Origin of the sequence: Rhodococcus sp. DK176 (assembly GCF_038447315.2) — a bacterium.
Taxonomy (GTDB): domain Bacteria; phylum Actinomycetota; class Actinomycetes; order Mycobacteriales; family Mycobacteriaceae; genus Rhodococcus_F; species Rhodococcus_F jostii_A.
This window is the reverse complement of record NZ_CP118321.2, coordinates 7,150,981-7,175,019: the sequence shown is the minus strand read 5'-3', so window position 1 is coordinate 7,175,019 and position 24,039 is coordinate 7,150,981. Positions and strand designations below refer to the sequence as shown.

Here is a 24,039-nt window from a genome sequence, read left to right as displayed (position 1 = left end):
CCACCCCGTCCCCCGGCGGCCCACCGATGCAAACCGCGTCTCTCGCACCACCGTGCCCGACCCGCATTCCGGGAAGAGGTGCCCGAACTGGGCGAACGAATTGGGCTGTGTATGAAGTGCACGTTGTGGACAACTCGGCACTGCGCGGCAAGTGTTCACCCCAAAGGCCCAGGCCAGGGCTGTCAAGCCGGTAATCGAACGGTCAGCCGAGCGCGGGCATCCATCGGCGCGCGAGCGATGCCACCCAGTCGGCGGCCGCGCCGGGATCCCCGGGTGGCGACTCGACGAGGACGAGTTCGTCGACTCCCGCCTCGGCCAGCGCATCGACGTCGGAGGGGTCCACTTCCCGCAAGGCTACGGCCAGGCGCAACTCCTCGGCGTCGCGCCCTGCGTCCCGGCACAGTGCGTGGATCGTCCGGATTCGTTCGGTGACGGCGTCGACGCCGTCCAGGCTGAACCCGTACCAGCCGTCACCCCACGCCGCGACCCGGCGGAGTGCCGCGTCACTGTTGCCGCCGAGCACGACCGGAATCCGGCGATCACGCACGGGTTTCGGATTGACCCGCACCGAATCGACGCGGACGAACGCACCCTCGAACGTCGCGACGTCGTCACGCCACAGCGTGCGCATCGCCGCAACGTATTCGGCGGCGCGCTCGCCACGTCCCTCGAACGGAATGCCGAGCGCAGCGAATTCTTCCCGGGACCATCCGATGCCCACGCCGAGCGTCAGCCGGCCCCCACTCATCAGATCCAACGTCGCGGCCTGCTTGGCCATGAGGACGGGATTGTGTTCGGGCAGTAGCAACACTCCGGTGGCAACGCCGATCGTGTGGGTGGCAGCGGCGGCGAAGCTCAGCCCGATCATCGGGTCGAGCCAATCCGCGACGGCGGGGACCGCGATCCGGCCGTCGTCCGCGTACGGATACCGCGACTCCGACCGGTCCACCATCACGACGTGCTCGCCTGCCCACAGCGTGGCGAATCCGCTGTTCTCGGCGGCAACCGCGACCGAGTCGATCACCGCGCGACGAGCGCCGGTGCCGATCCCGAGTGCGTGCAACCCGAGGCGCATCGGCCGATCGTCTCACAGTTACCCGGCCGAAGTGACTCGCTTCCGGGACGCTTCTATCCGCGGACGTCGAGGCTACGGGCGTAGTGCTCCTTGAACACCTCGAGATGCGTCCAGGTCTCCAGGGCCATCACACCGTCGATCGTCCGGATGTGTTCGGCAAGGGCGTAGAGGTCACCCGACGAGTCGGCGGCGACCGTGCCGATCAGGTCGAATCTGCCGAGTGTCCGCGCCAGGAACTCGATACCCGGCAGGTCCTCGATCTGCGCGCACGCCTCCCGGTCCCGCGATCCGAGGCTGACACCGATGCCCATGGCGAGGGTTCTGCCGCCACCGCGGCGCCTCACGACGGCTCCGACGCGCAACGCGGTGCTGTCGATCAGATGGTTCACGCGATTCCGCGCCGCACTCGGTGAGAGCCCGGTGCGTTCGGCCAGTTCCAGAAACGGCATACGCCCGTTCCGTTCCAGTAACTCGATGAGCGCGACGTCTTTTGCGTCCAGTCGGACGTCGGCCCGTAATGCGCTCTTGGGCATGAAGATTCCCTTGATGACATCGGCGTAGAACAGCGTGTTGACGGTGCGGACACCGGGTTCCGCACGGATCGCGGCGATGGCGTCGTAGAGGTCCCGCTGGTTGGGGACGCGCAGTTCGGCGATGATGTTGTACTGCCCGCTCACAGCGGAAATGTAGACGGCCGCCTCCGACGCGCAGAGTGCCTCGGCGACGGGACCCACCGGCCCCGACACGGCGACGGACACGTGTGCCATCGCCTTGAGGCCCAGCAACTCGGGGTGTGCGACGGCAACGACACTCACCGTGCCCGTATCGAGCAGCGTCTGGACGCGCGTGGACACCGCGGCGCGGGGTGCGCCCACGGTCGCGGCGAGCTCCCGATAGGTTGCGCGACCGTTCGACTGCAACGCCGCGATGAGCTTGGAATCCAGTTCGACAGTCATGATGCCCCGAGATTTCTCGATTTCTTTCTGCATTCCCGACAGACAAGAAGAATCGCACAGATCCCAATATTCTGCGAATCGGTGCAAATCTGCTCCAAATACTGAACACATTCGTCGTCGAACGATCGCTCCGAAACTTTGATGTATTGCGTAGCCGCTGGTCAGGGCGTAATTTCCCTCCCAACCGGAACGTGACCCACACCACCATCTCGAAGGATCACCATGCGCAAGCTGTTTCACCACGAGGCGTCCCCCCTCGACGCCACCGCCACCGTCTTCACCGGTGGCACGCTCCGCACCGTGGACGCAGACACCGAGGGCGCCGAGGCCTTCCTCGTCTACGGCAATCGCTTCGCCGCGGTCGGCACCGCTGCGGAATGTCGTGAGGAAGCGCGGAGGATCGGCACCCGGACGACGGACGTCATCGATCTCGCCGGGGCGACCGTCGTACCCGGGTTCGTCGATCCGCACGCCCACCCCCTGATGTACGGCCAGATGCTCAGCTGGGTGGACTGCGGCCCCGAGAAGGCACGCACCATTCCCGAGATCGTCGCACTGCTCCGGGAGGCGGCGGGGAACCAGCCTGCCGGGATCCCGGTGCGTGGGTACGGCTACGAGCACCGCAACCTCGTCGAGGGCCGTCATCCCACGAAGGAGGAACTCGATCAGGTCGGTACCGACCGCGAGGTCTACCTGATGAACGCCAGCGGCCACGGCGGCGTCGTCAACACGTTCACCCTCGAACTCCACGGCGTCACCCGTGACACCCCGAATCCGCCCGGCGGCGAGTTCTTCCGCGACGCGGACGGCGAGCTGACCGGCGAACTGTCCGATGCCGCCTGCAACATCCTCACCGGCGTGAACGGCGTCAAGGTCGGTCATCACGGCCCGAACTTCCACCTCGAGGACGAACCCGAGGAGCATCTGCGGCAGCTCTCCGTGGCGCAGGAGAAGTTCCTCGAGGGCGGCGTCACCACGATCGGCGACTGCCAGGTGACGCGGCGCGAGTTCGACATGTACCTACGACTGGCGGAGCAGGGCCGGCTCGAGACCCGGGTGAGCATGTACCTGCTCAGCCACCTGCTCGATCACGCGCTCGACACCGGGCTGCACGGTGCGTTCGGCAACTCACGTCTCGCGTTCGGCGGGATCAAGTTCTACGCCGACGGCACTCTCGGCGGTTGGACCGCCTACTTCCCTGATGGGTACGTGGGCGACCCGTGCCGGACCGGACAGCTCTATCACGAGCCCGCCGACTATGCGGCGCTGATCGCGAAGGCACACGCCGTCGGCCTGCAGACTGCGACGCATGCGCAGTCGCCGACCGCGATCGACATGGTCCTCGACGCGATCGAGGCCGCGCAGAAGGCGCATCCCGACGCCGATGCCCGTCACCGCATCGAGCACTGCGGGTTGCCGACCCCCGAGCAGATCACGCGGATGCACGCACTCGGTGCGTACCCCGTCAACCAGCCGCAGCACTACTACAACTGGGGCGAGGGCGTGACCGCGGCCATCGGCACCCCGGGTGAGCGTTTCAATCCCCTGGGCGAATTCGTCGAAGCCGACGTACCGGTCACGATCAGTTCCGACGCACCCGTCGCCGAGCCCAAACCACTCGAGGCGATCCAGGCCGCCGTCACCCGCATCACCCGGCAGGGACATCAACTCGGCTCGAACGCATTGCGACTGACCGCCGCCCAGGCCCTCACCGCGCACACGCTGAACGGGGCCCGCGCGCTCGGACGGGAATCCGAACTCGGCAGCATCTCCCCCGGCAAGCGCGCCGATTTCGTGGTCCTCGGCGCCGACCCTCTCACCGTCGACCCGCACACCATTGCCGACATCGAGGTCCGTGAAACGTGGATCGACGGCGAATTGGCGCATTCCACCCGCAGCGACCTACTCTCGACCACTGCAACCACCGAGGATCAGCCATGAGTCACGACACTCAGATCGCCAAGGCCCGCAAGGCGGGTTTCGCGGCCTTCGTCGGCACCACCATCGAGTGGTACGACTTCTACGTGTACGCCACGGCGGCGGCCCTGGTGTTCGGTGAGATCTTCTTCCCCTCCGACACCGACCGCCTGACCGGCATCGCCGCCGCGTTCGCCACCTATGCGGTGGGCTTCTTCGCCCGCCCGCTCGGCGGCATCGTCTTCGGACACGTCGGCGACCGGGTCGGCCGGCGGACGGCGCTCGTCGTGACACTCACCCTGATGGGCGCGGGCACGTTCCTGATCGGTGCGCTGCCGACATACGCGCAGATCGGGTTCTGGGCGCCGCTGCTGCTCGTGATGCTGCGTTTCGTGCAGGGTTTCGCGGTGGGCGGCGAATGGGGTGGCGCCGTGCTGATGGCCGTCGAACACGCGCCCGAGGACAAGAAGACGTTCTACGGCGGATTCGCACAGCTGGGCAACCCCGCAGGCGCGCTGCTCGCCACCGGGTTCTTCAGTGTCCTCTCGACCTTCGGCGACGACGCCCTGCGGGACTGGGCGTGGCGGCTGCCGTTCCTGTGCTCGGCGCTCCTGATCGGCGTGGGGTTGCTGGTGCGACTGAAGGTGGAGGAATCCCCCGTCTTCGAGTCCGAGATGCAGACGGCGACCGAACCCGAAGCGCTGCCGCTGAAGTACGCCATCGTCACCAACTGGCGCCCGATCCTGCTCGGCATGGGCATCCTGCCCGTCGCGGTGGGCGGCTACTACCTCGTGACGACGTTCATCACGGCGTACGCCACCGACCCGGACGTCGGGCTGTCCGAGACACTCGTCCTCAACGCGCTCAGCGTTGCCGCGGTGGTGGAATTGATCGCCACGCTCGGAGTGGCGTGGCTCGGCGACAAGGTCGGCCGGATCCGCGTGGTGATCTACGGACTGCTGGCCGTCGCGGTGCTCGCCGCGCCACAGTTCCTGGTCCTGACGTCCGGGTCGGTGGTCCTGATCTTCCTGACCTTCGCCGTCATGCGGCTCGTCCTGGCCGCGACGTACGGTCCGATCGCGGCGGTGCTGTCGCAGATGTTCCGGCCGCAGGCCCGGTACACCAGCATCTCGCTCGCCTACCAGGGCGCCGGCGCGATCTTCGGTGGACTGTCGCCGTTGGTGTCCACGCTCATGTACCAGGCCACCGGCAGCGTGTGGCCGGTGATCGGCCTCCTGATCGGAATGTGCGCAGTCAGCATTCTCTGCCTGCTCGTGGCGCCGCAGCACGTCGATCACGTCGACGGCGAGTCCGACGAATCGGTGGGCGACCTCGGCGCCGCCCGGGCTGGGGCCTCGAGCTGACATCGCCGTGAGTGGCAGGGCCGGTGCTGCGTGCGCAGCAACGGCCCTGCCACCTGTCAGGTGGGCTCGCCGTCCGAATCTGCCGGAGACACAGCGGCTGCCGGCGAGACGAGACCGGCGTCGTCGAGCGCACGCCCGGTGAGAACCCGACCCAGTTCGATCATCTCGGCGGCACGATGGTAATCGAGACTGCGGCACGCGTTCCGGGGCACCCGAACGTGCACGTCCGGTGGGTACGCGGCGAGCTGATAGCGAGCCAACGTTGCCTGCATCACGTCGAGCGAACGGTTCATCACCGCGAACCGGCTGAACTTCGGGACGGCCACGGCGTCGCCCTCGACCACAGTCTGATCGCCGATCACCTGGCCGTCCTGCTCGTCCGTCGGATCCGGGTCGGTGTGCGCAGCGCCGAATCGCCCCACGACCGACCGCACGATGTCCAGGTCACGCAGCTGCGCGGCGCTCCGGCGGAAGCGCGCCACCCATTCGTCCACCGGCCGCGAATCCGCGCTGACGTTCTCCGGGGCCAGCGAGCGCCCGTCCCGGTCCTCGGCGCTCAGGCTGATCCCGACGGTCAGGTCGGCGCTCACGGAGACGAGCGGCGCCATCGGCAAAGGGTCGAGCACCCCACCGTCGGCGAGCACCCGGCCGTTGAGCACATACGGCGTGATGACGCCGGGGATGGCGATCGACGCACGGATCGCCGCGTCGACGGGCCCTCGCTGGAACCACACCGACCGGCCCGCAGCGAGATCGGTGGCCACGGCCGTATACGGAATCGGAAGGTCTTCGATGCGGATCTCGCCGAGTATCTCCCTGACCCGTTGCAGGATCTTCTCGGCGTGGATGGCTCCGGGGGCGGACACCGACAGGTCGAGAAGACGCACGACGTCGAGCTGGGTCAGGCCGATCGCCCACCGGGTGAAGTCGTCGAGCGTGCCCGCTGCGTGGAGTCCTCCCACCAGGGCCCCCATCGACGAGCCCGCGACACCGACGATCTCGAATCCGCGCTCCTCGAGCACCTGGATCGCTCCGATGTGGGCGTACCCCCGCGCACCGCCGCTCCCCAGAGCCAGCGCGACACGCCTCGGTCCGGTCATCGGACGATCGTACGCGGACGAGAACTCCGGATCGTCAGGACAGACCGTTGTCGGGGAGCCGCAGGTCCGGCTTGTCGAGTTCCTCGATGTTCACGTCCTTGAACGTGATGACGCGGACATACTTCACGAAACGCGCGGGACGGTACATGTCCCACACCCACGCATCGGACATCCGCAGCTCGAAGTAGATCTCTCCGTCCGCGTTGTGCGGCAGCAACTCCACCGAGTTCGCCAGATAGAACCGGCGCTCGGTCTCCACGACATAGGAGAACTGACCGACGATGTCCCGGTACTCGCGGTAGAGCGACAGCTCCATCTCGGTTTCGTACTTCTCGAGATCCTCGGCACTCATCGGTCTCGGAGTCCTCCTGCTCTGGTGTGAATTGTCATCATCTCGCACTTCCGGAACTGTTATCCACTCGGTGTATCAGCGCGGCGACGTTCGACCACGAGCGGCGGTGCTCCGGGCACGGGCCCAGCTTCTCGAGAGCCGTCAGGTGCGCGGGCGTGTTGTACCCCTTGTGGATCGCGAAACCGTAACCGGGATGTGTCTCGTCCATTGCGACCATCACCCGGTCGCGAGAGACCTTGGCCAGCACACTCGCCGCCGCGATGCATGCCGCCGCGGCGTCGCCGCCGATCACCGGCAGCGACGGGGCCGGCAGGCCCGGGACGCGGAAGCCGTCGGTGAGAACGTAACCCGGGGTGGTCGAGAGCCCGGCAACGGCACGTCGCATGCCCTCGATGTTGGCTACGTGCACACCCATCCGGTCGACTTCCTCGGCCGGAAAAGACACGACGCTCCACGCCACCGCGAGCCGGGTGATGGCCGGGAACAACTCTTCGCGCGTGCGTTCGGTGAGCTTCTTCGAATCGTCGAGGCGCGCCAGCGCCGGATACGGCTTCGGTGCGAGCACGCAGGCCGCCACGACGAGCGGCCCCGCACACGCGCCCCGGCCTGCTTCGTCGACACCGGCCACCGGACCGAGGCCGCTACGGACCAGCGCCGACTCCATCGTCCGCAGACCGGACGACCTGCGAATGACGATGCGTGGAGGCCAGGAAGTCACTTGCCCTGGATATCGGGTGAACTGATCGTGCCCATCCGCGACGGCGGCAACGCGATGAAGACGGCCTTACCGATCACGTTGTCGAGCGGGATGGTGCCTTGTATGTCGTCGCCCACGTGGTACCGCGAGTCCGCGGAGTTGCTGCGATTGTCACCCATCACCCACAGGTGTCCGTCGGGCACGGTGACCGGGCCGAAGCAGCGCGCCGACTTCAGTGCCGTGTCGCAGGTCTGGGAGCCGGGGACGAACGGGAAATCCATTACGACGTAGGGCTCGTCGAGCGGCTTGCCGTCGACCAGGATCCGGCCCTGGTCGTCGCAGCATTCGACGGTCTGACCGCCGGTGGCGATCACACGCTTGACGAGGTCGTTCTCGTCCGGGGGGACGAGTCCGACGAGGGAACCGAGTTCCTGCGCACCGCGGATCACCACGTTGGAGGACCGGGTGGAGACGAAATCCTGCGACCACGAATCGGGGCCACGGAACACGATGACGTCACCCGGTTGCGGTTCACCGAAGCGGTAACCGATCTTCTCGACCACGATGCGGTCGCCGGTGCAGCCCGCGCACCCGTGCAGCGTCGGTTCCATCGATTCGGACGGAATGAGATACACCCGGGCGACGAACGTCTGCAACAGGAAACTCAGAACGAGCGCGACCAGAATCAGGATCGGCAACTCACGGAGGAAGGAGCGGGGCTTCTTCTCGGGCTCCGCCGTTCCGCCGTTCACGGCGGAGGTGGCGGCCGAATCGCCGGTGGTCTCGGATTCCGACGACAATGCCCGCTCCTTCGAAGAATCTGTCACGAAATCAGATTAGCCCGGCACTGCGACTACGCAGTGCCGGGCTCATCGGAAAGGTCAGCGCTTTTCCTTGATCTTGGCGGCCTTGCCACGCAGATCGCGGAGGTAGTACAGCTTGGCGCGGCGGACGTCACCGCGGGTGACGACCTCGATCTGCGCCAGGTTGGGGCTGTGGACCGGGAAGGTGCGCTCGACGCCGACACCGAAGGAGACCTTGCGGACGGTGAAGGTCTCGCGGACGCCGCCGCCCTGACGGCGGATCACGACGCCCTTGAAGACCTGCACGCGCTCCTTCGAGCCTTCGATGACCTTGACGTGCACGTTGAGGGTGTCGCCGGGACGGAACTCGGGAATGTCGTCGCGGAGGGACTTCTTGTCCAGGAAATCGAGAGTGTTCATCGGTGTTCCATCCTTGCGTTTTCGCAGGAGCAGAGGAACCGAGCGGCACCCGGACGTTCGAAGAACACCGGTGCTCGTCTGGTTCGTGCCCAGATCAAGTACTGCTGCCTGGTCCAGGCAACCCGTCCATTGTGCCAGACGCCACCGGGTGAAGAGAAATCGGCGGCGGCGCCGCATGCACCACGTGGTCGAGTTCGACCTCCGCCGCCACCCTGGCATGTTCCGCGGCTTCCTTCACGTGCACTGCGCTGGGAGTCCCGGCGATGAAATCCTGCACGAAGATCTTGGCCCGGATGACCGGCCGACGCCACTTCCGCTCCCGCTCGAGGGCCCGGAGCATCCGCTTCGGCTTGGAGGTGTAGCGCCACCGGGCCCACGGTGCGCTCGGCCGGCTCAATCGGAGCGCCCCGATCAGCAGGATCGGGAAGATGAACAGGCCGAGCAACCCCGTCCAGATCTTCCCCTTCAGCAGCACCACCGCCGCGATGAGCAGGTTGATCACGGACGAGAACGCGATCGCGATCCGCACCCAGGGATCCGGCGAGTCCCGGAAGTCGGTGACGTTGATCAGTTCGAGCGGCCGGAGACCGAGGAGCAGCAGACCCGTCACCGCGATCGCCACGAACACGGCATCGACCGACGTCCGGCCCTCATCCGCCCAATACACGTCCTGCAGGTAGAAGATCAGCGCGAACTCGTCCAGCACGAGCGCGGCGCCGACCCCGAAGAACGTGGCGAGGACGGCGCCGGTGGTCTGGGTGCCGTCCTCGTACACGGCGATGAGGGAGACCCCCGAGACGAGCATCGTCACGACGCCGAACACCACGTGGTGGACGTGATGCCCGCCGGGTTTCACGTTGCCCGGCCACCACGACACCTCGGCACGGATCATCCGCACGCTCAACCGGATGAACAGGAAAGCCGCGAGAAACCCGAGCAGGAAAAAGAGCAGAGGCAGGCGCCCGTGCCCGACGATTTCCCGATCCAGCCATTCGTACATCGGCATCCACTATCCCAGTAAAGAACTAGTCACTCCATCGAAAAGTGGAGGCTCGTGTCGGGATGGTGACCTCTTTACTTGCCGAATCCCGCCTTCCGCAGCGCGTCGGCCATCGAACCGCCGGGCGCCGGGCGGGAGTCACGCCCGCGATCGCGTCCACCCTGCTGCTGCTGCGGCTTGCCGCCGCGCCGGTCCTGTGGCTGACCGCCGCCCCGCCGGTCCTGCCGCTGCCCACCGCCGCGGGGACCGTCGTTCTTGCGGCCGGCCCCGACCTCGTCGTCGAGCCGCAAAGTCAGTCCGATGCGCTGACGGGCCTCGTCCACCTCGAGGACCTTCACCTTCACGACGTCACCCGACTTCACGACGTCCCGCGGGTCCTTGACGAAGTTGTGGGACATCGCGGACACGTGAACGAGGCCGTCCTGGTGAACGCCGATGTCGACGAACGCGCCGAACGCCGCCACGTTCGTGACGACGCCCTCGAGCGTCATCCCCGGCTTCAGGTGCGACACCTTCTCGATGCCGGCGGCGAACGTGGCCGTCTTGAACTCCGGGCGGGGGTCGCGGCCGGGCTTCTCGAGCTCACCGATGATGTCGGTGACCGTGGGCAGACCGAACCGGTCGTCGACAAAGTCTGCCGGGTTCAGGCTGCGGAGCGCGGACGTGTTGCCGATGATCTCGCGCACGCCGGTGCCGCTCGCGCCGACGATCTTGCGCACCACCGGGTAGGCCTCGGGGTGGACGCTGGACGCGTCGAGCGGGTCGTCCCCGTTGGGGATGCGCAGGAAGCCGGCGCACTGCTCGAACGCCTTCGGACCGAGTCGCGCGACGTCCTTGAGCCCCTTGCGGCTGCGGAACGGGCCGTTCTGGTCCCGGTGCGCGACGATGCTCTCCGCGAGCGAACCGGCGATACCCGACACGCGGGACAGCAGCGGCACCGACGCGGTGTTCACGTCGACGCCGACCGCGTTCACCGCGTCCTCGACGACGGCACCGAGCGACCGCGCGAGCAGCGTCTCCGACACATCGTGCTGGTACTGCCCGACGCCGATCGACTTCGGGTCGATCTTCACCAGTTCGGCGAGCGGGTCCTGCAGACGTCGCGCAATGGAGACTGCTCCGCGGATCGACACGTCGAGATCGGGCAGCTCCGCCGAGGCGTACGCGGACGCCGAGTACACGGACGCGCCGGCCTCGGACACCACGATCTTCGTCAGGTTGGTGGTACCCGACTTGGCGATCAGCTCGGTCGCGAGCGCATCCGTCTCGCGGGAGGCCGTGCCGTTCCCGATGGCGATGAGCTCCACGCCGTGCTTGGCGACGAGACCGGCGAGAGTGGCCAGGGAGGCGTCCCACTTGTTCTGGGGCTGATGCGGATAGATCGTGTCGTGGGCCACCACCTTGCCGGTCGCGTCCACGACCGCGACCTTCGTCCCGGTCCGGAAGCCGGGGTCGAGGCCCATCGTGGCGCGGGTCCCGGCAGGCGCTGCCAGCAGCAGGTCCCGCAGGTTGTTGGCGAACACGTCGACGGCGTCCTTCTCCGCCGACTGTCGCAGGCGCATCCTGGTGTCGATGCCCAGCGTCACGATCATCTTGGTGCGCCACGCCCACCGCACGGTGTCGAGCAGCCACCGGTCGGCGGGCCTGCCGCGGTCGGCGATGCCGAACCGGCCTGCGATCCGGCCCTCGTAGACGGTGGGCTCGCCGGGGACGGGCTCCTCCGTGTCGGGTGCCAGCGTGAGCGTGAGTACCTCTTCCTTCTCGCCGCGCAGCACCGCCAGGATCCGGTGCGAAGGAAGCTTGCCGAACGGCTCGGAGAACTCGAAGTAGTCGGCGAACTTCGCGCCCTCGGTCTCCTTGCCCTTGCGGACCGCGGACACCAGCTGCCCGCGGGTCCACATCAGCTCGCGGAGCTCACCCACCAGGTCTGCGTCTTCGGCGAAACGCTCGACGAGGATCGCGCGCGCACCCTCGAGCTGTTCGGCCGTGTAGGACGCCGGATCGGTGGAGGGATCGGTGATCAGTGCGTCGGCGACGGGTTCGTGACCGGCCTCGCGGGCGATCTGCGCCTTGGTGCGCCGCTTCGGCTTGAACGGCAGGTAGATGTCCTCGAGGCGCGCCTTCGTGTCGGCGGTCATGATCTGCCCACGCAGCTGGTCGTCGAGCTTGCCCTGCGAGTCGATCGACTCGAGCACGGCGACCCGGCGATCGTCCAGTTCCCGCAGGTACCGCAGGCGTTCCTCGAGCTGGCGGAGCTGAGCGTCGTCGAGCGTTCCGGTGACTTCCTTGCGGTACCGGGCGATGAAGGGCACGGTGGCTCCACCGTCGAGGAGGTCCACGGCGGCCGCGACCTGTCCCTCCCGGACGTCGAGCTCCTCGGCAATGCGCTGGTTCACGGTCTTGAGAGTCACGGAAATGGACCCTACCGCTACTCTGAGACAATATCGTCGGCGGTGAGGCCGTCACGGAAATCTCGGGAGAATTTCATGTCCAGGCTGATCGTATGCCTGACGGTCATGGTCTTCGTGCTGGTTGCGCCGGCCTGCACCATCCCGACCGGGACGAACTCCTTGGTCGACATCCCGGCGACGTCACCGGCCGTCGCGACCCCCGATCTCCCCCCGGCCGACGACCCGCCGGCGGGTGACGGCGTGACCGTGAGCCCGGAGCCGTTCCCCTCCGCGCGAGTTCCCGTTTCCGCACCCCTCGCCGAACGCATCTCGGCGGCGGTCGCGACGGCGTCCGCCGAACGCGGCGCCGACATGTCGATCGCCGTTCTGGACCGCGCCACCGGCAGCTATCTGGAGGGCGCCGCCGCCGAACCCGTCGAAACGGCGTCGTTGGCCAAGCTGTTCGTCGCCGCCCAGATGTATCACCTCGACGCGCTCGGTGAGCGGCCGCTGTCCGACTTCGACAATGTCCTCCTGAAGCGGATGCTCGAATCGTCCGACGACGACGCGGCCAACACTCTCTGGGACGATCTCGGCGGCTCCGATGTCGTCGTCGACGTCGCCGGGCGGTACGGACTCGCCGCGACCACCCCGCCCTGGGACGGGTTGTGGTGGAACACCGAGACGACCGCCGCCGACCTCGTGACGTTCTATGCCGGGCTCCTCGACGACCGCGACGGCCTGGGCGCGGATCGCATCGCCGAATTCGTCGGCTACCTGCGCTCGTCGACACCCGAGGGGATCGACGGTTACGACCAGCGGTTCGGCATCCCCGACGGGTTGCCCGGCGAGAACGTCGCCGGGGTGAAGCAGGGTTGGATGTGCTGTGTGGGAGATCGGTGGATCCACGTGTCGACCGGCCTGATCGGTGAGGACAACCGCTACATCGTGGCCGTCGCGTCGCGGGAGGACATCCGGTACGAGGACGACGAGGAGTCGTACCCGGACACCGCTGTCACGGATGTCAGCGAGGATTCCAGCGCCCGGCATGCGCGGGACACGATGACCGGGTTCGTGAAGTCCCTGTTCCCGAACGGTGTCGTCGACGACTGGGCGCAGCCTCAGGGTTAGCGCCCGGGCAGGCCCGGAAACCGGTTCAGGGCAACAGGTCCGGGCGGCGTTCGGCGGTGCGTTGCAGCGACTGCTCCCGCCGCCAGGCAGCCACCTTCGCGTGATCACCCGACAGCAGGACCGGCGGGACGTCGAGTCCGCGCCACGTTGCCGGCCGCGTGTAGCTGGGTCCTTCGAGTAGGCCATCGGAGAACGAATCCTCTTGGTGCGACTGCTGATTGCCGAGAACTCCGGGAATCAGGCGCACGAACGCCTCGGTCATCACCAGCACGGCCGCCTCGCCCCCGATGAGGACGTAGTCGCCGATGCTCACTTCTTCGACGCGCACCCGGCGGGCGGCGTCGTCGAACACACGCTGATCGATGCCTTCGTAACGTCCGCAGGCGAAGACGATGCGCTTCTCCCCCGCCCAGCGCTCGGCGGTAGCCTGCGTGAAAGGAACACCGGCCGGGGTGGGGACGACCAGCAGAGTGTCCGTGTCGCCGTCGCCCGCGGCGAGGACGTCGTCGAGGGCGGGACCCCACACGGTGGGTTTCATGACCATCCCCGGCCCGCCGCCGTACGGCGAATCGTCGACGGCCTTGTGGACGTCGTGCGTCCAGTCCCGCAGATCGTGCACCTCGACGGAGATGAGGCCCTTGTCGATGGCCTTGCCGAGCAACGCCGCTCGCAGCGGTTCGAGGTACTCAGGGAAGATGGTGACCACGTCGAGACGCATGGCTACCGACTCACTTCCCGTCGGCGGATTCACCGAAGTCGGGATCGAGCAACCCTTCCGGCGGATCGATCAGGGCGACACCGTCCGCGACGGACACCGACGTGACGATCGCGGCCACGAACGGGACGAGAAGTTCTCCGGACTGGTCGCCGGCCCGGCGGATCGAGAGCAATTCGCCCGCCGCGGAATGCAATACCTCGATGACGGTTCCCACCTCGGTGCCGTCCGCGAGGCGCACCGACAGTCCCTCGAGTTCGTGATCGTAGAACTCGTCGGGGTCGTCGGACGGCTCGAGTTCGGCGCTGTCGATGACGAACAGCGTGCCCCGCAGGGCATCCGCCGCGGTGCGATCCGACACACCCTCGAGGCGCAGCAGAAGCCGCCCGGAATGGTCCCGGGCGGCTTCCACCGTGTATGTGCTCACAGTCTGCTCGCGCGGCTTGTGTCCCCGCAGCACGGCACCCACGGCGAATCGATCCTCGGGTTCGTCGGTGCGAACCTCGACCACGATCTCACCCTTGATGCCGTGCGACTTGGCGACACGGCCGACGACGAGCTCCACTGCTGTAAGGCCTCTACTGATCGGTGTCGACGACGTCGACACGGATCCCGCGGCCACCGATACCGGAGACCAGCGTGCGCAGAGCGGTCGCGGTACGACCACCGCGGCCGATGACCTTGCCGAGATCGTCAGGGTTGACGTGCACCTCGACAGTGCGCCCCCGACGCCCGGTGATCAGCTCGACACGAACGTCGTCGGGGTTGGCGACGATGCCACGAACGAGGTGCTCCACAGCATCGGCGACGACGGCACTCACTTGTCAGCAGCCTCGGACTCTGCAGCAGCCTCGGCGGGAGCGTCGGCAGCAGCCTCGGCGTCCTCGGCCTTCGCCTTCTTCTTCTTGGGCGTGATGGCCTCGCCGACGGGCTCGTTCTCGGCCTGCGCGAGCGCAGCCTGGAACAGCTCCAGCTTGGAGGGCTTGGCTTCCTTGACGCGGAGGGTGCCCTCGGCGCCCGGCAGGCCCTTGAACTTCTGCCAGTCACCGGTGATCTTGAGGATGGCCTCGACGGGCTCGGTGGGCTGGGCGCCGACGCCGAGCCAGTACTGAGCGCGCTCGGAATCGACCTCGATCAGCGAGGGCTCTTCCTTGGGGTGGTACTTGCCGATGGTCTCGATCGCCCGGCCGTTGCGGCGGGTGCGGGAGTCGGCGACGACGATGCGGTACTGCGGGTTCCGGATCTTGCCGAGCCGGGTGAGCTTGATCTTGACAGCCACTGCTGTACTTCTCCTTCAGTGCGCACACGAGTGTGCCCACGTGTCACGTGCAATTCGGCGACGCGCAAGAATAGCGCGCCCGGTTTTGCCTCTAACCTGTGACCGCCGCGCGGTGCGTGACCGGATGCGACGAACAGCGGTTCATTCTGCCAGACGAACACCGTCAGGGGAAAACCAGGTCATCGGGTCTTCACGACGTTGCCCCGCAGCACCACGACATCGGGCGCGGCGAGGGCGTCGCTGCTCGCCCGCGGGTCGTTCCGGAAGACCAGCAGATCCGCGGGCGCACCCGCTTCCACACCCGGATGTCCGAGCCACGTCCGCGCGTCCCAGCACGCGGCGCCGAGAGCCTCCGCCGGGCTCAGTCCGACCGCCTTCAGTTCCTCGACCTCGTCGGCGATGCGTCCGTGGACGATCGATCCGCCCGCGTCGGTGCCGGCGTAGATCGGGATCCCCGCGTCGTGAGCGGCACCGATCGTGTCCTTCACCCGTGAGTGCAGGTCACGCATGTGCGCGGCGTAGATCGGGAACCGCGAGGCGGACTCGGCGATATCGGGGAACGTCGCGATGTTGATCAGCGTCGGGACGAGCGCGGTTCCGTGCGAGACCATCAGCTCGATCGTCTCGTCGGTGAGCCCGGTGCCGTGCTCGATGCAGTCGATTCCGGCGTTGATCAGGCCCGGAAGCGCATCCTCGGCGAAGACGTGCGCGGTGACGCGAGCCCCTTCCCGGTGCGCGGCCGCGATCGCCTCGACGAGGATGTCGTCGCTCCACAACGGCGCGAGGTCACCCGCGGAGCGGTCGATCCAGTCGCCGACGAGCTTGACCCACCCGTCGCCGGCCCGGGCCTGGCGCACCACCTCGTCCGGCAGCTGGGACTCGTCCTCCAGATCGACCGGCAGTCCGCGGATGTAGCGCTTGGGGGCGGCGATGTGCTGTCCGGCGCGGATGATCCTCGGCAGGTCGGGGCGGTCGTCGACGAACCGGGTGTCGACCGGCGAACCGGCGTCCCGAATCAGCAGGACCCCGCAGTCGCGCTCGGTCTCCGCCTGCGCGATCAACCCGTCGACGCTCTCGCCACCGCCGCCGCCGAACCTGATGCCGACGTGGCAGTGGGCATCGACGAGTCCGGGAACGATCCACCCGGATTCGCAGACGGTCTCGGCGCCGGGAACCGGTTCCGTCGAGATCACACCGTTGTCGACCCAGAGTTCGACCGGCTGTTCGTCGGGCAGACCGGTGCCCCGGAAGTGCAGCGCGCCCATCGGCTACTTCTTCGGCAGCTTCAGCTGGGACAGGTCGATGCCCTCGAGTCCGGGCGGCAATTCGTCGAGGCCCTTCGGCATGTTCGACAGGTCGGGCATCCCCGCGGGGAGCCCTCCGGGCGGCATACCCGGGAACCCGCCGGGCAGGCCGCCGGGGAATCCGCCGCGCACCTTCGGCGGCGTCGGCCCCTTGCCGCCCTTCTTGCCCTTCTTGCCCTTCTTGCTGCGCTGCGGCTTCCGCGAACCGGGCATGCCCATACGCCCGGCCATCGCGGCCATCATCTTGCGGGCCTCGAAGAAACGGTCGACGAGCTGGTTGACGTCGGAGACCTTGACACCCGAACCGTTGGCGATCCGCAGCCTGCGGGACGCGTTGATGATCTTGGGATCGTCACGCTCGGCGGGGGTCATGCCGCGGATGATGGCCTGCACTCGGTCGAGCTGCTTCTCGTCGACGTTCGCGAGCGCGTCCTTCATCTGCCCCGCACCCGGGAGCATGCCTAGGAGGTTGCCGATGGGGCCCATCTTGCGGACGGCCATCATCTGCTCGAGGAAGTCCTCCAGCGTGAGCTGTCCCGAACCGATCTTCTGGGCTGTGGCTTCGGCCTGCTCGGCGTCGAAGTGCTGCTCGGCCGCCTCGATCAGGCTGAGGACGTCACCCATGCCGAGAATGCGGCTGGCCATGCGGTCGGGGTGGAAGACGTCGAAGTCCTCGAGCTTCTCACCCGTGGACGCGAACAGGATGGGCTGCCCGGTGACCTCGCGGACGCTGAGCGCCGCACCACCGCGGGCGTCACCGTCGAGCTTCGTGAGCACGACACCGGTGAATCCGACACCCTCACGGAAGGCCTCGGCGGTGCTGACCGCGTCCTGACCGATCATCGCGTCGAGGACGAAGATCGTCTCGTCCGGGTTCACGGCGTCGCGGATACCCGCCGCCTGCGCCATCAGGTCGGCGTCGATACCCAGCCGGCCCGCGGTGTCGACGATCACCACGTCGAACTGCTTGTTGCGGGCTTCCTCCACACCTGCCCGGGCCACCTCGACCGGGTCGGCCGCGGTGACGCCCAGCTCGTTGTCGCCGCCGCCGATGGATGTGCCGGGGTGCGGTGCGAACACCGTGGCTCCCGCGCGCTCGCCGACGATCTGCAGCTGGGTGACGGCGCCGGGACGCTGCAGGTCACAGGCCACGAGCAGCGGCGTGTGTCCCTGGTCGCGCAGCCACTTCGCGAGCTTGCCTGCGAGGGTCGTCTTACCGGAACCTTGGAGACCGGCGAGCATGATGACCGTCGGCGGCGTCTTGGCGAACGCCAGCCGGCGGGTCTCGCCACCGAGGATCTCGACGAGTTCCTCGTTGACGATCTTGACGACCTGCTGCGCCGGGTTCAGCGCCGCCGAGACCTCGACGCCCTTGGCGCGTTCCTTGATCTTGGCGATGAACGAGCGGACGACGGGCAGCGCGACGTCTGCCTCGAGCAGTGCCAACCGGATCTCACGGCAGGTGGCATCGATGTCGGCTCCGGAAAGGCGACCCTTGCCACGCAGATCCTTGAGGGCTCCGGTCAACCTGTCGGAAAGGGATTCGAACACCGAGTGCGCTCCTGAAGTCATGCGAGTGTGCGGTGGATATTCTCGGGCCCCAGCCTAGCCGCTCACGTCCCGTCGTTCATTCTCCCCCGCTGCCCTCCTGCTTCTTCGGCTTCGTGAGCGGAACGACGCCGAGGATCGCGCTCTCGACCTGTTCCCGGCTCGCCCGGGTGTCCCCGCCGCCGAGATCGAGGCAGAATGAGTCGATCACCGACGAACCCAGGGTGGTCACCCGCGCCCAGCGGACGTCCGCGCCGCACGTGTCGAACGCGTCGGCGAGCCGGGACAGCAGCCCCAGCCGGTCCTCGGCCCTCAGTTCCAGGATGACCTCGCCGGGCGGTGCGGTGTCGAACCAGATGACCCGCGGCGGCGCCTGCGCGTACTGCACCGGAACCGCGGCTTCGCCCCGTTCCTCCACCGCGGCGACGCGCTGGCTCTCGCGAGCCTCCTCTTCCTTGGCCGTGAGCATCTCCAGCAGGTTCAGCTCCCCCGCCAGCGCGCGGATCAGCTCCTGCCGCAGCAGACCCGCCTGCGGCGGCGCCCCGAACCTCGGGGACACGACGAACGAGTTGACCGCCGACCCCTCGGCGCTGCCCAGGGACGCGGAGTAGACCCGCAGGGAGTGCAGCGCGAGCACGCCCGCCGCCTTCGACAGCAGACCCCGCTGATCGGGCGCGATCACCGTCACCACATACGTGTGGGGACTGTCGGCGGGGACCAGCGCGACGTGCACGCCACCCGACGCCGCCAGCGCGACGTGTTCCGGATCGAGCGGATCGGGTGCGGGAAGCACCTCTCCCGCCATGACCAGGCGGCAGCGGCGCACGAGTTCGCCGATCAGCGACGACTTCCAGTCGCCCCACACACCGGGACCCGTCGCCAGCGAATCGGCCTCCGCCAGCGCATGCAGCAACTCCAGCAGGACTCCGTCGCCGCCGATCGCTTCCACGACCCGCTCGACCGTCTCGGGATCGTCGAGGTCGCGCCTCGTCGCGGTGTGCGGCAGCAGCAGGTGGTGGCGCACGATCGCCGTCAGCAGCGCAACGTCCGACGGCCACAATCCGAGGCGCCTGCCGATCTGGGTGGCCAGTTCGGCGCCGACCACGCTGTGGTCGCCGCCGCGGCCCTTGCCGATGTCGTGCAGCAACGCACCGAGCATCAGCAGGTCCGGGCGGGCCACGCGGGTGGTGAACCCACTGGCATAGGCAGCGGTCTCGACGAGATGCCGATCCACCGTCCACGTGTGCACCGCGTCCCGCGGCGGCAGGTCCCGGACGGCACCCCACTCGGGAAGAAGCCTGCCCCACAGGCCGGTCCGATCGAGAGCCTCGATCGCCGCGACGGCACGGCTACCCGAGCCCAGCATCACCAGCAGATCGTTCAGCGCCTCCTTCGGCCACGGCTCGCGCAGCTCGGGGGCGTTGTCGGCCAGGCGATTCAGAGTGGACGCCGACATCGGCATTCCCGTCGTCGCCGACGCCGACGCGACCCGCAGCACGAGGCCCGGGTCCTTCGCCGGCCGGGCGTCGCGCGCCAGCACCACTTCACCGGCGTGCTCGACGACACCCTCGTCGAGGGGCCGTCGCACCGGTGGTCGGCGCAGCCGCGCCAGGCCGCGCCGCGGCAGGGCGTGTCCGGCCGTCCGCACACCGACGTCGACGGAATAGCTGATGGTGCGCGCGGCATCACTGAGCATGCGCGCGAGGTCGAATCGATCGCCGATCCGCAGTGCGGCGCCGATCTCGTCGGCATCCTGCGCCCGCAACTGATCGCGGGAGCGGCCCGCGACCCGGTGCAGTTCGGTGCGGACGTCGAGGAGCCGCCGATGTGCGAGTGCCAGTCCTCCGCCGGGCGACTCGGGACCGAGCCCGGGCATGCCGTCGGTGAGCTGCGCGATGGACAGCGCGTTGAGCAACTGTACGTCCCGCAGTCCACCGCGACCGCTCTTCAGGTCGGGCTCTGCGCGGTGGGCGATCTCGCCGCTGCGTTCCCAGCGCGACCGCGTCTGCTCGATGAGTCCGTCGAAACGGTTGCGGATGTCGGTGCGCCACTGCCTGCGGACCCCGCTGATGAGCAGATTGGTCAGCTCGACGTCGCCGACGATGTGACGCGCCTCGAGCATTCCCAGAGCCGCGGTGATGTCCGTGTCCGCCACCTGCAGTGCCTGAGGGATGGTGCGGACGCTGTGGTCGAGCTTGATGTGCGCGTCCCACAACGGATACCAGAGTTGGTCGGCCACCTGCGCGACGACCGCCGGATCCATGTCGTCGTGAAGGAGGAGGAGGTCGAGATCCGAGTACGGCAGGAGTTCCCGCCGTCCGAGCCCACCGACCGCGACGAGCGCAAAACCGCTGTCGGGCTTGATGCCCAGCTCGGCTCCCTTTGTGGTCAACCAGAACTCGTGCAGGTCGACGAGCGCGTGACGGAGCGCGGCGGCGTCGAGCCGGCGCCCGTGACCTGCGGGATTCCTTGCGCCGGGGCCGGTCTCGGAGCCACCGGTGAGCAGTTGCCTACGTGCGCGGGCCAGGTCCGCTGCTTCGTCCGATCCGCCTGACGCAACCGGCCCTGGTTCCGTCGCCTTGGCGACGGGACCAGGGCCGGTCTTACCGGACCCGTTGGGGTCAGAGTGCATCCGCGCCGCGTTCCCCGGTACGCACCCGGATGACCGACTCGACCGGTGAGACCCAGACCTTGCCGTCACCGATCTTGCCCGTGCGTGCCGCCTCGACGATCACCTCGACGACCTTGTCCACAGCAGCGTCGTCCACGACGACCTCGACCCGGACCTTCGGAACGAAATCGACCGAGTACTCGGCACCTCGGTAGACCTCGGTGTGGCCCTTCTGCCGGCCGTACCCCTGGACCTCGCTGACGGTCATCCCCAGGACGCCCGCCTGCTCGAGTCCCGTCTTCACGTCCTCCAGAGTGAACGGCTTGACAATTGCTGTGATCAGCTTCATTTCCTCATCCCTCCTTGCCGGATACACGAGCAGTCGCCGAGTTTCCGCCGAGAGCGGCGAAATCGTAGCCAGTTTCTGCGTGTTCCGACTCGTCCACTCCAAGTGATTCACCCTCGTCGCTGAGCCGCAGACCGATCGTGAACTTCACGATCAACGCGACGACGGCCGTACCGACGAGCGAGTAAAGCAGTACTGCTCCGGCGCCCACTGCCTGACGCCAGAGTTGGTCGAGGCCTCCACCATAGAACAGTCCGACAACACCCGCGGGCGCCTCAGCCGTTGCGACCAGGCCGACCATCAGCGTTCCGACGATGCCGCCGACGAGGTGGACACCGACGACGTCGAGCGAGTCGTCGAACCCGAAGCGGAACTTGAGTCCGACCGCGAGCGCGCAGAGTGCGCCTGCGACGACGCCGATGGCGAGCGCGCCGAGGACGTTCACCGACGAGCAGGAAGGCGTGATGGCAACCAGGCCGGCCACGATTCCGGACGCCGCACCGAGTGTGGTGGCGTGGCCGTCGCGAATCCGCTCGACCAGGAGCCAGGCGAGCATGGCCGCGCACGTTCCGATGACGGTGGTGATGAAGGTTGCTCCGGCGATGCCGTTGGAACCGACGGCCGAACCGGCGTTGAAACCGAACCAGCCGAACCAGAGGAGGCCGGCGCCGAGCATCACGAAGGGCAGGTTGTGCGGACGGAACGGGGTGCCCGGCCATCCCTTGCGCTTGCCGAGGATGATCGCGAGGACGAGGCCGGCGGCGCCGGCGTTGATGTGGACGGCGGTACCACCCGCGAAGTCGACCGCGGCGAGCTTGTTGGCGATCCAGCCACCGGTCTCTGCGGTGACGCCGTCGAAGGCGAAGACCCAGTGCGCCACGGGGAAGTACACGACCGTCGCCCAGAGGCCGGCGAACAGCAGCCAGGAACCGAAGCGCAGGCGATCCGCCACGGCACCCGAGATGAGGGCCACGGTGATGATCGCGAACATGGCCTGGAACGCGACGAAGACCGTCGCGGGGATGGTGCCGACGAGCGGGATCGCGGAATCGGCGATCACCGAACCGGCATCGTCGGTCTCGGCGAGGTACGACCCGCCGATCAGTCCTTTGAGCCCGAAGTACTGGAACGGATCACCGACAAGGTTTCCCTTGTCCTCACCGAAGGCCATGGAGTAGCCGTAGAGAACCCACAGGATGCCGACGACACCCATCGCGCTGATGCTCATCATGAGCATGTTCAGCACGCTCTTGGCCCGCACCATGCCGCCGTAGAAGAACGCAAGACCCGGAGTCATGAGCAACACGAGCGCGGCGCTGGTCAGCATCCACGCTGTGTCCCCGGTGTCCGGTGCACCGATAGTGGGGAAATCCACCTTGAGCCTCCTCCTTCTCTGCCCAGCCGGTAGCGGCTGACGACCTGAGAAGAAGGGTGCTCAGTTGGTGTTTCGGCTGTGCCACTGCACTGTTTCGCGCGCGTGAACGCATCGGCCTATTTTGTTGCGTGCAGGTTTCGCCAGGCGATTTGCGGTCGGTTTCAGCCCGCCTGAGCGGTCCGGGAGCCCGAGACGACCCTGAATCGCTGCGTCAGCCGAGCAACGCGTCGACGAAGGCGCCCGGCTCGAACGGCGCCAGATCGTCGGCGCCCTCACCGAGTCCGACGAGCTTCACGGGAACCCCGAGTTCGTGCTGAACCTGGAACACGATGCCGCCCTTGGCGGTGCCGTCGAGCTTGGTGAGCACCACACCGGTGATATCGACGACCTCGGCGAACACCCGCGCCTGCGCGAGGCCGTTCTGGCCGATGGTCGCGTCGAGGACGAGGAGGACGTCGTCCACCGACGCCTTCTTCTCGATGACCCGCTTCACCTTGCCCAGCTCGTCCATCAGTCCGGTCTTCGTGTGGAGCCGGCCAGCCGTGTCGATCAGCACGACGTCGACGCCGTTGTCGATTCCCTTGGCCACGGCATCGAACGCGACGGCCGCCGGATCTGCGGCTTCCTTCCCGCGCACCACCTCGGCGCCCACCCGCTCGGCCCACGTCTGCAGCTGGTCCGCGGCGGCAGCACGGAACGTGTCGGCGGCACCGAGCAGGACGCGCCTGCCGTCGGCCACGAGAACACGCGCGAGCTTGCCGGTGGTCGTGGTCTTGCCGGTGCCGTTCACACCGACGACCAGCAGGACCGCCGGGTGGTCGTCGTGCGGCAGGGCACGGATCGAGCGATCGAGTTCCGGCCGGAGTTCGGCGACCAGGACTTCGCGGAGCAGCGCACGGGCATCGGCCTCGGTGCGGACGCTGCGCGACGCCATCTGCTCACGCAGCGACGTGACGATCTTCGTGGTGGTCGCCGAGCCCAGGTCGGCGATGAGGAGTGTGTCCTCCACCTCTTCCCAGGAGTCCTCGTCGAGATCGCCGCCGCCGAGCAGTCCGAGCAGGCTCTTGCCCACCGCGGACTGGGAACGGGATAACCGCCCACGCAGACGGTCGAGCCGCCCCTCCGTGGGAGCGATGACGTCGAGCACCGGCGCGGCGGGGGCCGGTGCGGCTTCGGCTTCGGGTTCGGGCGCGGGCGCGACCTCGGGTTCCGGTTCGACCTCGGGCGCGACGACCGGTTCGTACGTGACCGGCTCCGGCGGGACCGTCGGCTTCTCCGGGGCCTTCTCCGGCTCGGGGGCCTTCTCCGGTGCCGGGGGTGCGACGACCTCGGGTTCGGGTGCGACGACCTCGGGTTCGGGCACCGGCTTCGGCAGAACCGGCTCGGGCGCAGGCGGACGTGGCGGCGCCGTCGCCGTCGACCCCTGGCTGAAGTTGAACCCGCCGTCCGCGCGGTAACTGCCCGAACGGTCCTTTTCCGCCGTGGTGACCTGCGGGGTGTCCGGCGCCTTCAGGGAGATTCGGCGACGCCGATACAGCAGGGACCCGACGACGAGAACGACGAGAAGTACGGCCAGTGCGGCCGCGATGGCAATCCAAGCTCCGGTAGTCACGCCGCCCATTGTTTCAGGCTCCGGATTTCGTTGCGCACTGCCTT

At 67.8% G+C, this 24,039-nt stretch carries 22 protein-coding genes; 3 read left to right on the top strand and 19 right to left on the bottom strand.

Going from position 1 to position 24,039, the window contains the following annotated elements; translation table 11 throughout:
• Window positions 1-202: 202 nt before the first annotated feature.
• Entirely contained in the window at window positions 203-1,075 is an 873-nt protein-coding gene (locus tag PSR88_RS33370) for an LLM class F420-dependent oxidoreductase (protein ID WP_011598403.1), read from the bottom strand.
• Between the two features lie 53 nt (window positions 1,076-1,128).
• Window positions 1,129-2,031, bottom strand: coding sequence for an Lrp/AsnC family transcriptional regulator (locus PSR88_RS33365; protein ID WP_029539446.1), 903 nt, complete (start codon window positions 2,029-2,031; stop codon window positions 1,129-1,131).
• A 222-nt stretch (window positions 2,032-2,253) separates the two neighbouring features.
• Between PSR88_RS33365 and PSR88_RS33360 the strand changes: the two genes are divergently transcribed.
• Together PSR88_RS33360 and PSR88_RS33355 are read left to right on the top strand one after the other, a co-directional pair.
• Window positions 2,254-3,972, top strand: coding sequence for an amidohydrolase (locus PSR88_RS33360; RefSeq protein ID WP_016883091.1), 1,719 nt, complete (start codon window positions 2,254-2,256; stop codon window positions 3,970-3,972).
• Window positions 3,969-5,312, top strand: coding sequence for an MFS transporter (locus PSR88_RS33355; protein ID WP_016883092.1), 1,344 nt, complete (start codon window positions 3,969-3,971; stop codon window positions 5,310-5,312). Before PSR88_RS33360 ends, PSR88_RS33355 begins: the two co-directional genes overlap by 4 nt.
• A 56-nt stretch (window positions 5,313-5,368) precedes the next feature.
• On the opposite strand, the gene PSR88_RS33350 is transcribed toward PSR88_RS33355, so the two are convergent.
• The 7 genes from PSR88_RS33350 to PSR88_RS33320 form a co-directional block, all read right to left on the bottom strand.
• Entirely contained in the window at window positions 5,369-6,412 is a 1,044-nt protein-coding gene (locus PSR88_RS33350; protein ID WP_009479726.1) for a patatin-like phospholipase family protein, read from the bottom strand.
• Window positions 6,413-6,446: 34 nt separating this feature from the next.
• A complete protein-coding gene (locus PSR88_RS33345) occupies window positions 6,447-6,764 on the bottom strand; it encodes a DUF2469 domain-containing protein (protein WP_005240496.1) in 318 nt (105 codons plus the stop codon).
• Between the two features lie 37 nt (window positions 6,765-6,801).
• A complete protein-coding gene (locus tag PSR88_RS33340) occupies window positions 6,802-7,482 on the bottom strand; it encodes a ribonuclease HII (protein ID WP_005240494.1) in 681 nt (226 codons plus the stop codon).
• Window positions 7,479-8,261 carry a signal peptidase I gene (gene lepB, locus PSR88_RS33335; RefSeq protein ID WP_009479724.1) on the bottom strand — a complete coding sequence of 261 codons (783 nt, stop codon included), beginning with the start codon at window positions 8,259-8,261 and terminating at the stop codon, window positions 7,479-7,481. The genes PSR88_RS33340 and lepB overlap by 4 nt, the downstream gene beginning before the upstream one ends.
• 81 nt (window positions 8,262-8,342) lie before the next feature.
• Window positions 8,343-8,684: a 50S ribosomal protein L19 gene (rplS, locus tag PSR88_RS33330; RefSeq protein ID WP_005240490.1), complete on the bottom strand. Its 342-nt coding sequence runs from the start codon at window positions 8,682-8,684 to the stop codon at window positions 8,343-8,345.
• 94 nt (window positions 8,685-8,778) lie between these two features.
• The gene (locus PSR88_RS33325; protein WP_009479723.1) at window positions 8,779-9,684 is read right to left on the bottom strand and encodes a hypothetical protein; all 906 of its coding nucleotides are present in this window, start codon (window positions 9,682-9,684) and stop codon (window positions 8,779-8,781) included.
• Between the two features lie 74 nt (window positions 9,685-9,758).
• The gene (locus PSR88_RS33320; RefSeq protein WP_011598397.1) at window positions 9,759-12,095 is read right to left on the bottom strand and encodes a Tex family protein; all 2,337 of its coding nucleotides are present in this window, start codon (window positions 12,093-12,095) and stop codon (window positions 9,759-9,761) included.
• A 75-nt stretch (window positions 12,096-12,170) separates the two neighbouring features.
• On the opposite strand from PSR88_RS33320, the gene PSR88_RS33315 reads away from it, so the two are divergent.
• Window positions 12,171-13,205 (top strand): class A beta-lactamase-related serine hydrolase, encoded by a 1,035-nt coding sequence (locus PSR88_RS33315; protein ID WP_237724109.1) that lies wholly within the window; start codon window positions 12,171-12,173, stop codon window positions 13,203-13,205.
• A gap of 25 nt (window positions 13,206-13,230) precedes the next feature.
• Here the strand turns inward: PSR88_RS33315 and trmD are convergent, their stop codons facing one another.
• From trmD to ftsY, 10 genes are all read right to left on the bottom strand, one after another.
• Complete coding sequence (gene trmD / locus PSR88_RS33310; RefSeq protein ID WP_009479720.1) at window positions 13,231-13,923, bottom strand: tRNA (guanosine(37)-N1)-methyltransferase TrmD; 693 nt, start codon at window positions 13,921-13,923, stop codon at window positions 13,231-13,233.
• Window positions 13,924-13,933: 10 nt separating this feature from the next.
• Window positions 13,934-14,485, bottom strand: coding sequence for a ribosome maturation factor RimM (rimM, locus tag PSR88_RS33305; RefSeq protein WP_011598395.1), 552 nt, complete (start codon window positions 14,483-14,485; stop codon window positions 13,934-13,936).
• Between the two features lie 13 nt (window positions 14,486-14,498).
• A complete protein-coding gene (locus tag PSR88_RS33300; protein WP_005240479.1) occupies window positions 14,499-14,741 on the bottom strand; it encodes an RNA-binding protein in 243 nt (80 codons plus the stop codon).
• Window positions 14,738-15,199, bottom strand: coding sequence for a 30S ribosomal protein S16 (gene rpsP / locus PSR88_RS33295; protein WP_005240477.1), 462 nt, complete (start codon window positions 15,197-15,199; stop codon window positions 14,738-14,740). Before rpsP ends, PSR88_RS33300 begins: the two co-directional genes overlap by 4 nt.
• Window positions 15,200-15,378: 179 nt before the next feature.
• Window positions 15,379-16,464, bottom strand: a complete 1,086-nt coding sequence (locus tag PSR88_RS33290) for an amidohydrolase family protein (protein ID WP_011598394.1) — start codon at window positions 16,462-16,464, stop codon at window positions 15,379-15,381.
• 3 nt (window positions 16,465-16,467) lie between these two features.
• Complete coding sequence (gene ffh / locus PSR88_RS33285; RefSeq protein ID WP_009479717.1) at window positions 16,468-18,054, bottom strand: signal recognition particle protein; 1,587 nt, start codon at window positions 18,052-18,054, stop codon at window positions 16,468-16,470.
• Between the two features lie 76 nt (window positions 18,055-18,130).
• Window positions 18,131-20,683, bottom strand: coding sequence for a [protein-PII] uridylyltransferase (locus tag PSR88_RS33280; protein ID WP_016883095.1), 2,553 nt, complete (start codon window positions 20,681-20,683; stop codon window positions 18,131-18,133).
• Entirely contained in the window at window positions 20,673-21,011 is a 339-nt protein-coding gene (locus PSR88_RS33275; protein ID WP_005240467.1) for a P-II family nitrogen regulator, read from the bottom strand. The genes PSR88_RS33280 and PSR88_RS33275 overlap by 11 nt, the downstream gene beginning before the upstream one ends.
• 4 nt (window positions 21,012-21,015) lie before the next feature.
• A complete protein-coding gene (locus PSR88_RS33270) occupies window positions 21,016-22,335 on the bottom strand; it encodes an ammonium transporter (protein WP_371113085.1) in 1,320 nt (439 codons plus the stop codon).
• Between the two features lie 259 nt (window positions 22,336-22,594).
• The gene (ftsY, locus tag PSR88_RS33265) at window positions 22,595-24,004 is read right to left on the bottom strand and encodes a signal recognition particle-docking protein FtsY (RefSeq protein WP_009479714.1); all 1,410 of its coding nucleotides are present in this window, start codon (window positions 24,002-24,004) and stop codon (window positions 22,595-22,597) included.
• Window positions 24,005-24,039: the final 35 nt, after the last annotated feature.

Coding starts and splice junctions, on each gene's coding strand:
- PSR88_RS33370 (WP_011598403.1), bottom strand. CDS start 1,075: ATGCGCCTCGGGTTGCACGCACTCGGGATCGGCACCGGCGCTCGTCGC.
- PSR88_RS33365 (WP_029539446.1), bottom strand. CDS start 2,031: ATGACTGTCGAACTGGATTCCAAGCTCATCGCGGCGTTGCAGTCGAAC.
- PSR88_RS33360 (WP_016883091.1), top strand. CDS start 2,254: ATGCGCAAGCTGTTTCACCACGAGGCGTCCCCCCTCGACGCCACCGCC.
- PSR88_RS33355 (WP_016883092.1), top strand. CDS start 3,969: ATGAGTCACGACACTCAGATCGCCAAGGCCCGCAAGGCGGGTTTCGCG.
- PSR88_RS33350 (WP_009479726.1), bottom strand. CDS start 6,412: ATGACCGGACCGAGGCGTGTCGCGCTGGCTCTGGGGAGCGGCGGTGCG.
- PSR88_RS33345 (WP_005240496.1), bottom strand. CDS start 6,764: ATGAGTGCCGAGGATCTCGAGAAGTACGAAACCGAGATGGAGCTGTCG.
- rplS (WP_005240490.1), bottom strand. CDS start 8,684: ATGAACACTCTCGATTTCCTGGACAAGAAGTCCCTCCGCGACGACATT.
- PSR88_RS33325 (WP_009479723.1), bottom strand. CDS start 9,684: ATGTACGAATGGCTGGATCGGGAAATCGTCGGGCACGGGCGCCTGCCT.
- PSR88_RS33315 (WP_237724109.1), top strand. CDS start 12,171: ATGTCCAGGCTGATCGTATGCCTGACGGTCATGGTCTTCGTGCTGGTT.
- trmD (WP_009479720.1), bottom strand. CDS start 13,923: ATGCGTCTCGACGTGGTCACCATCTTCCCTGAGTACCTCGAACCGCTG.
- PSR88_RS33290 (WP_011598394.1), bottom strand. CDS start 16,464: ATGGGCGCGCTGCACTTCCGGGGCACCGGTCTGCCCGACGAACAGCCG.
- PSR88_RS33280 (WP_016883095.1), bottom strand. CDS start 20,683: ATGCACTCTGACCCCAACGGGTCCGGTAAGACCGGCCCTGGTCCCGTC.
- PSR88_RS33275 (WP_005240467.1), bottom strand. CDS start 21,011: ATGAAGCTGATCACAGCAATTGTCAAGCCGTTCACTCTGGAGGACGTG.
- PSR88_RS33270 (WP_371113085.1), bottom strand. CDS start 22,335: ATGCTGACCAGCGCCGCGCTCGTGTTGCTCATGACTCCGGGTCTTGCG.
- ftsY (WP_009479714.1), bottom strand. CDS start 24,004: ATGGGCGGCGTGACTACCGGAGCTTGGATTGCCATCGCGGCCGCACTG.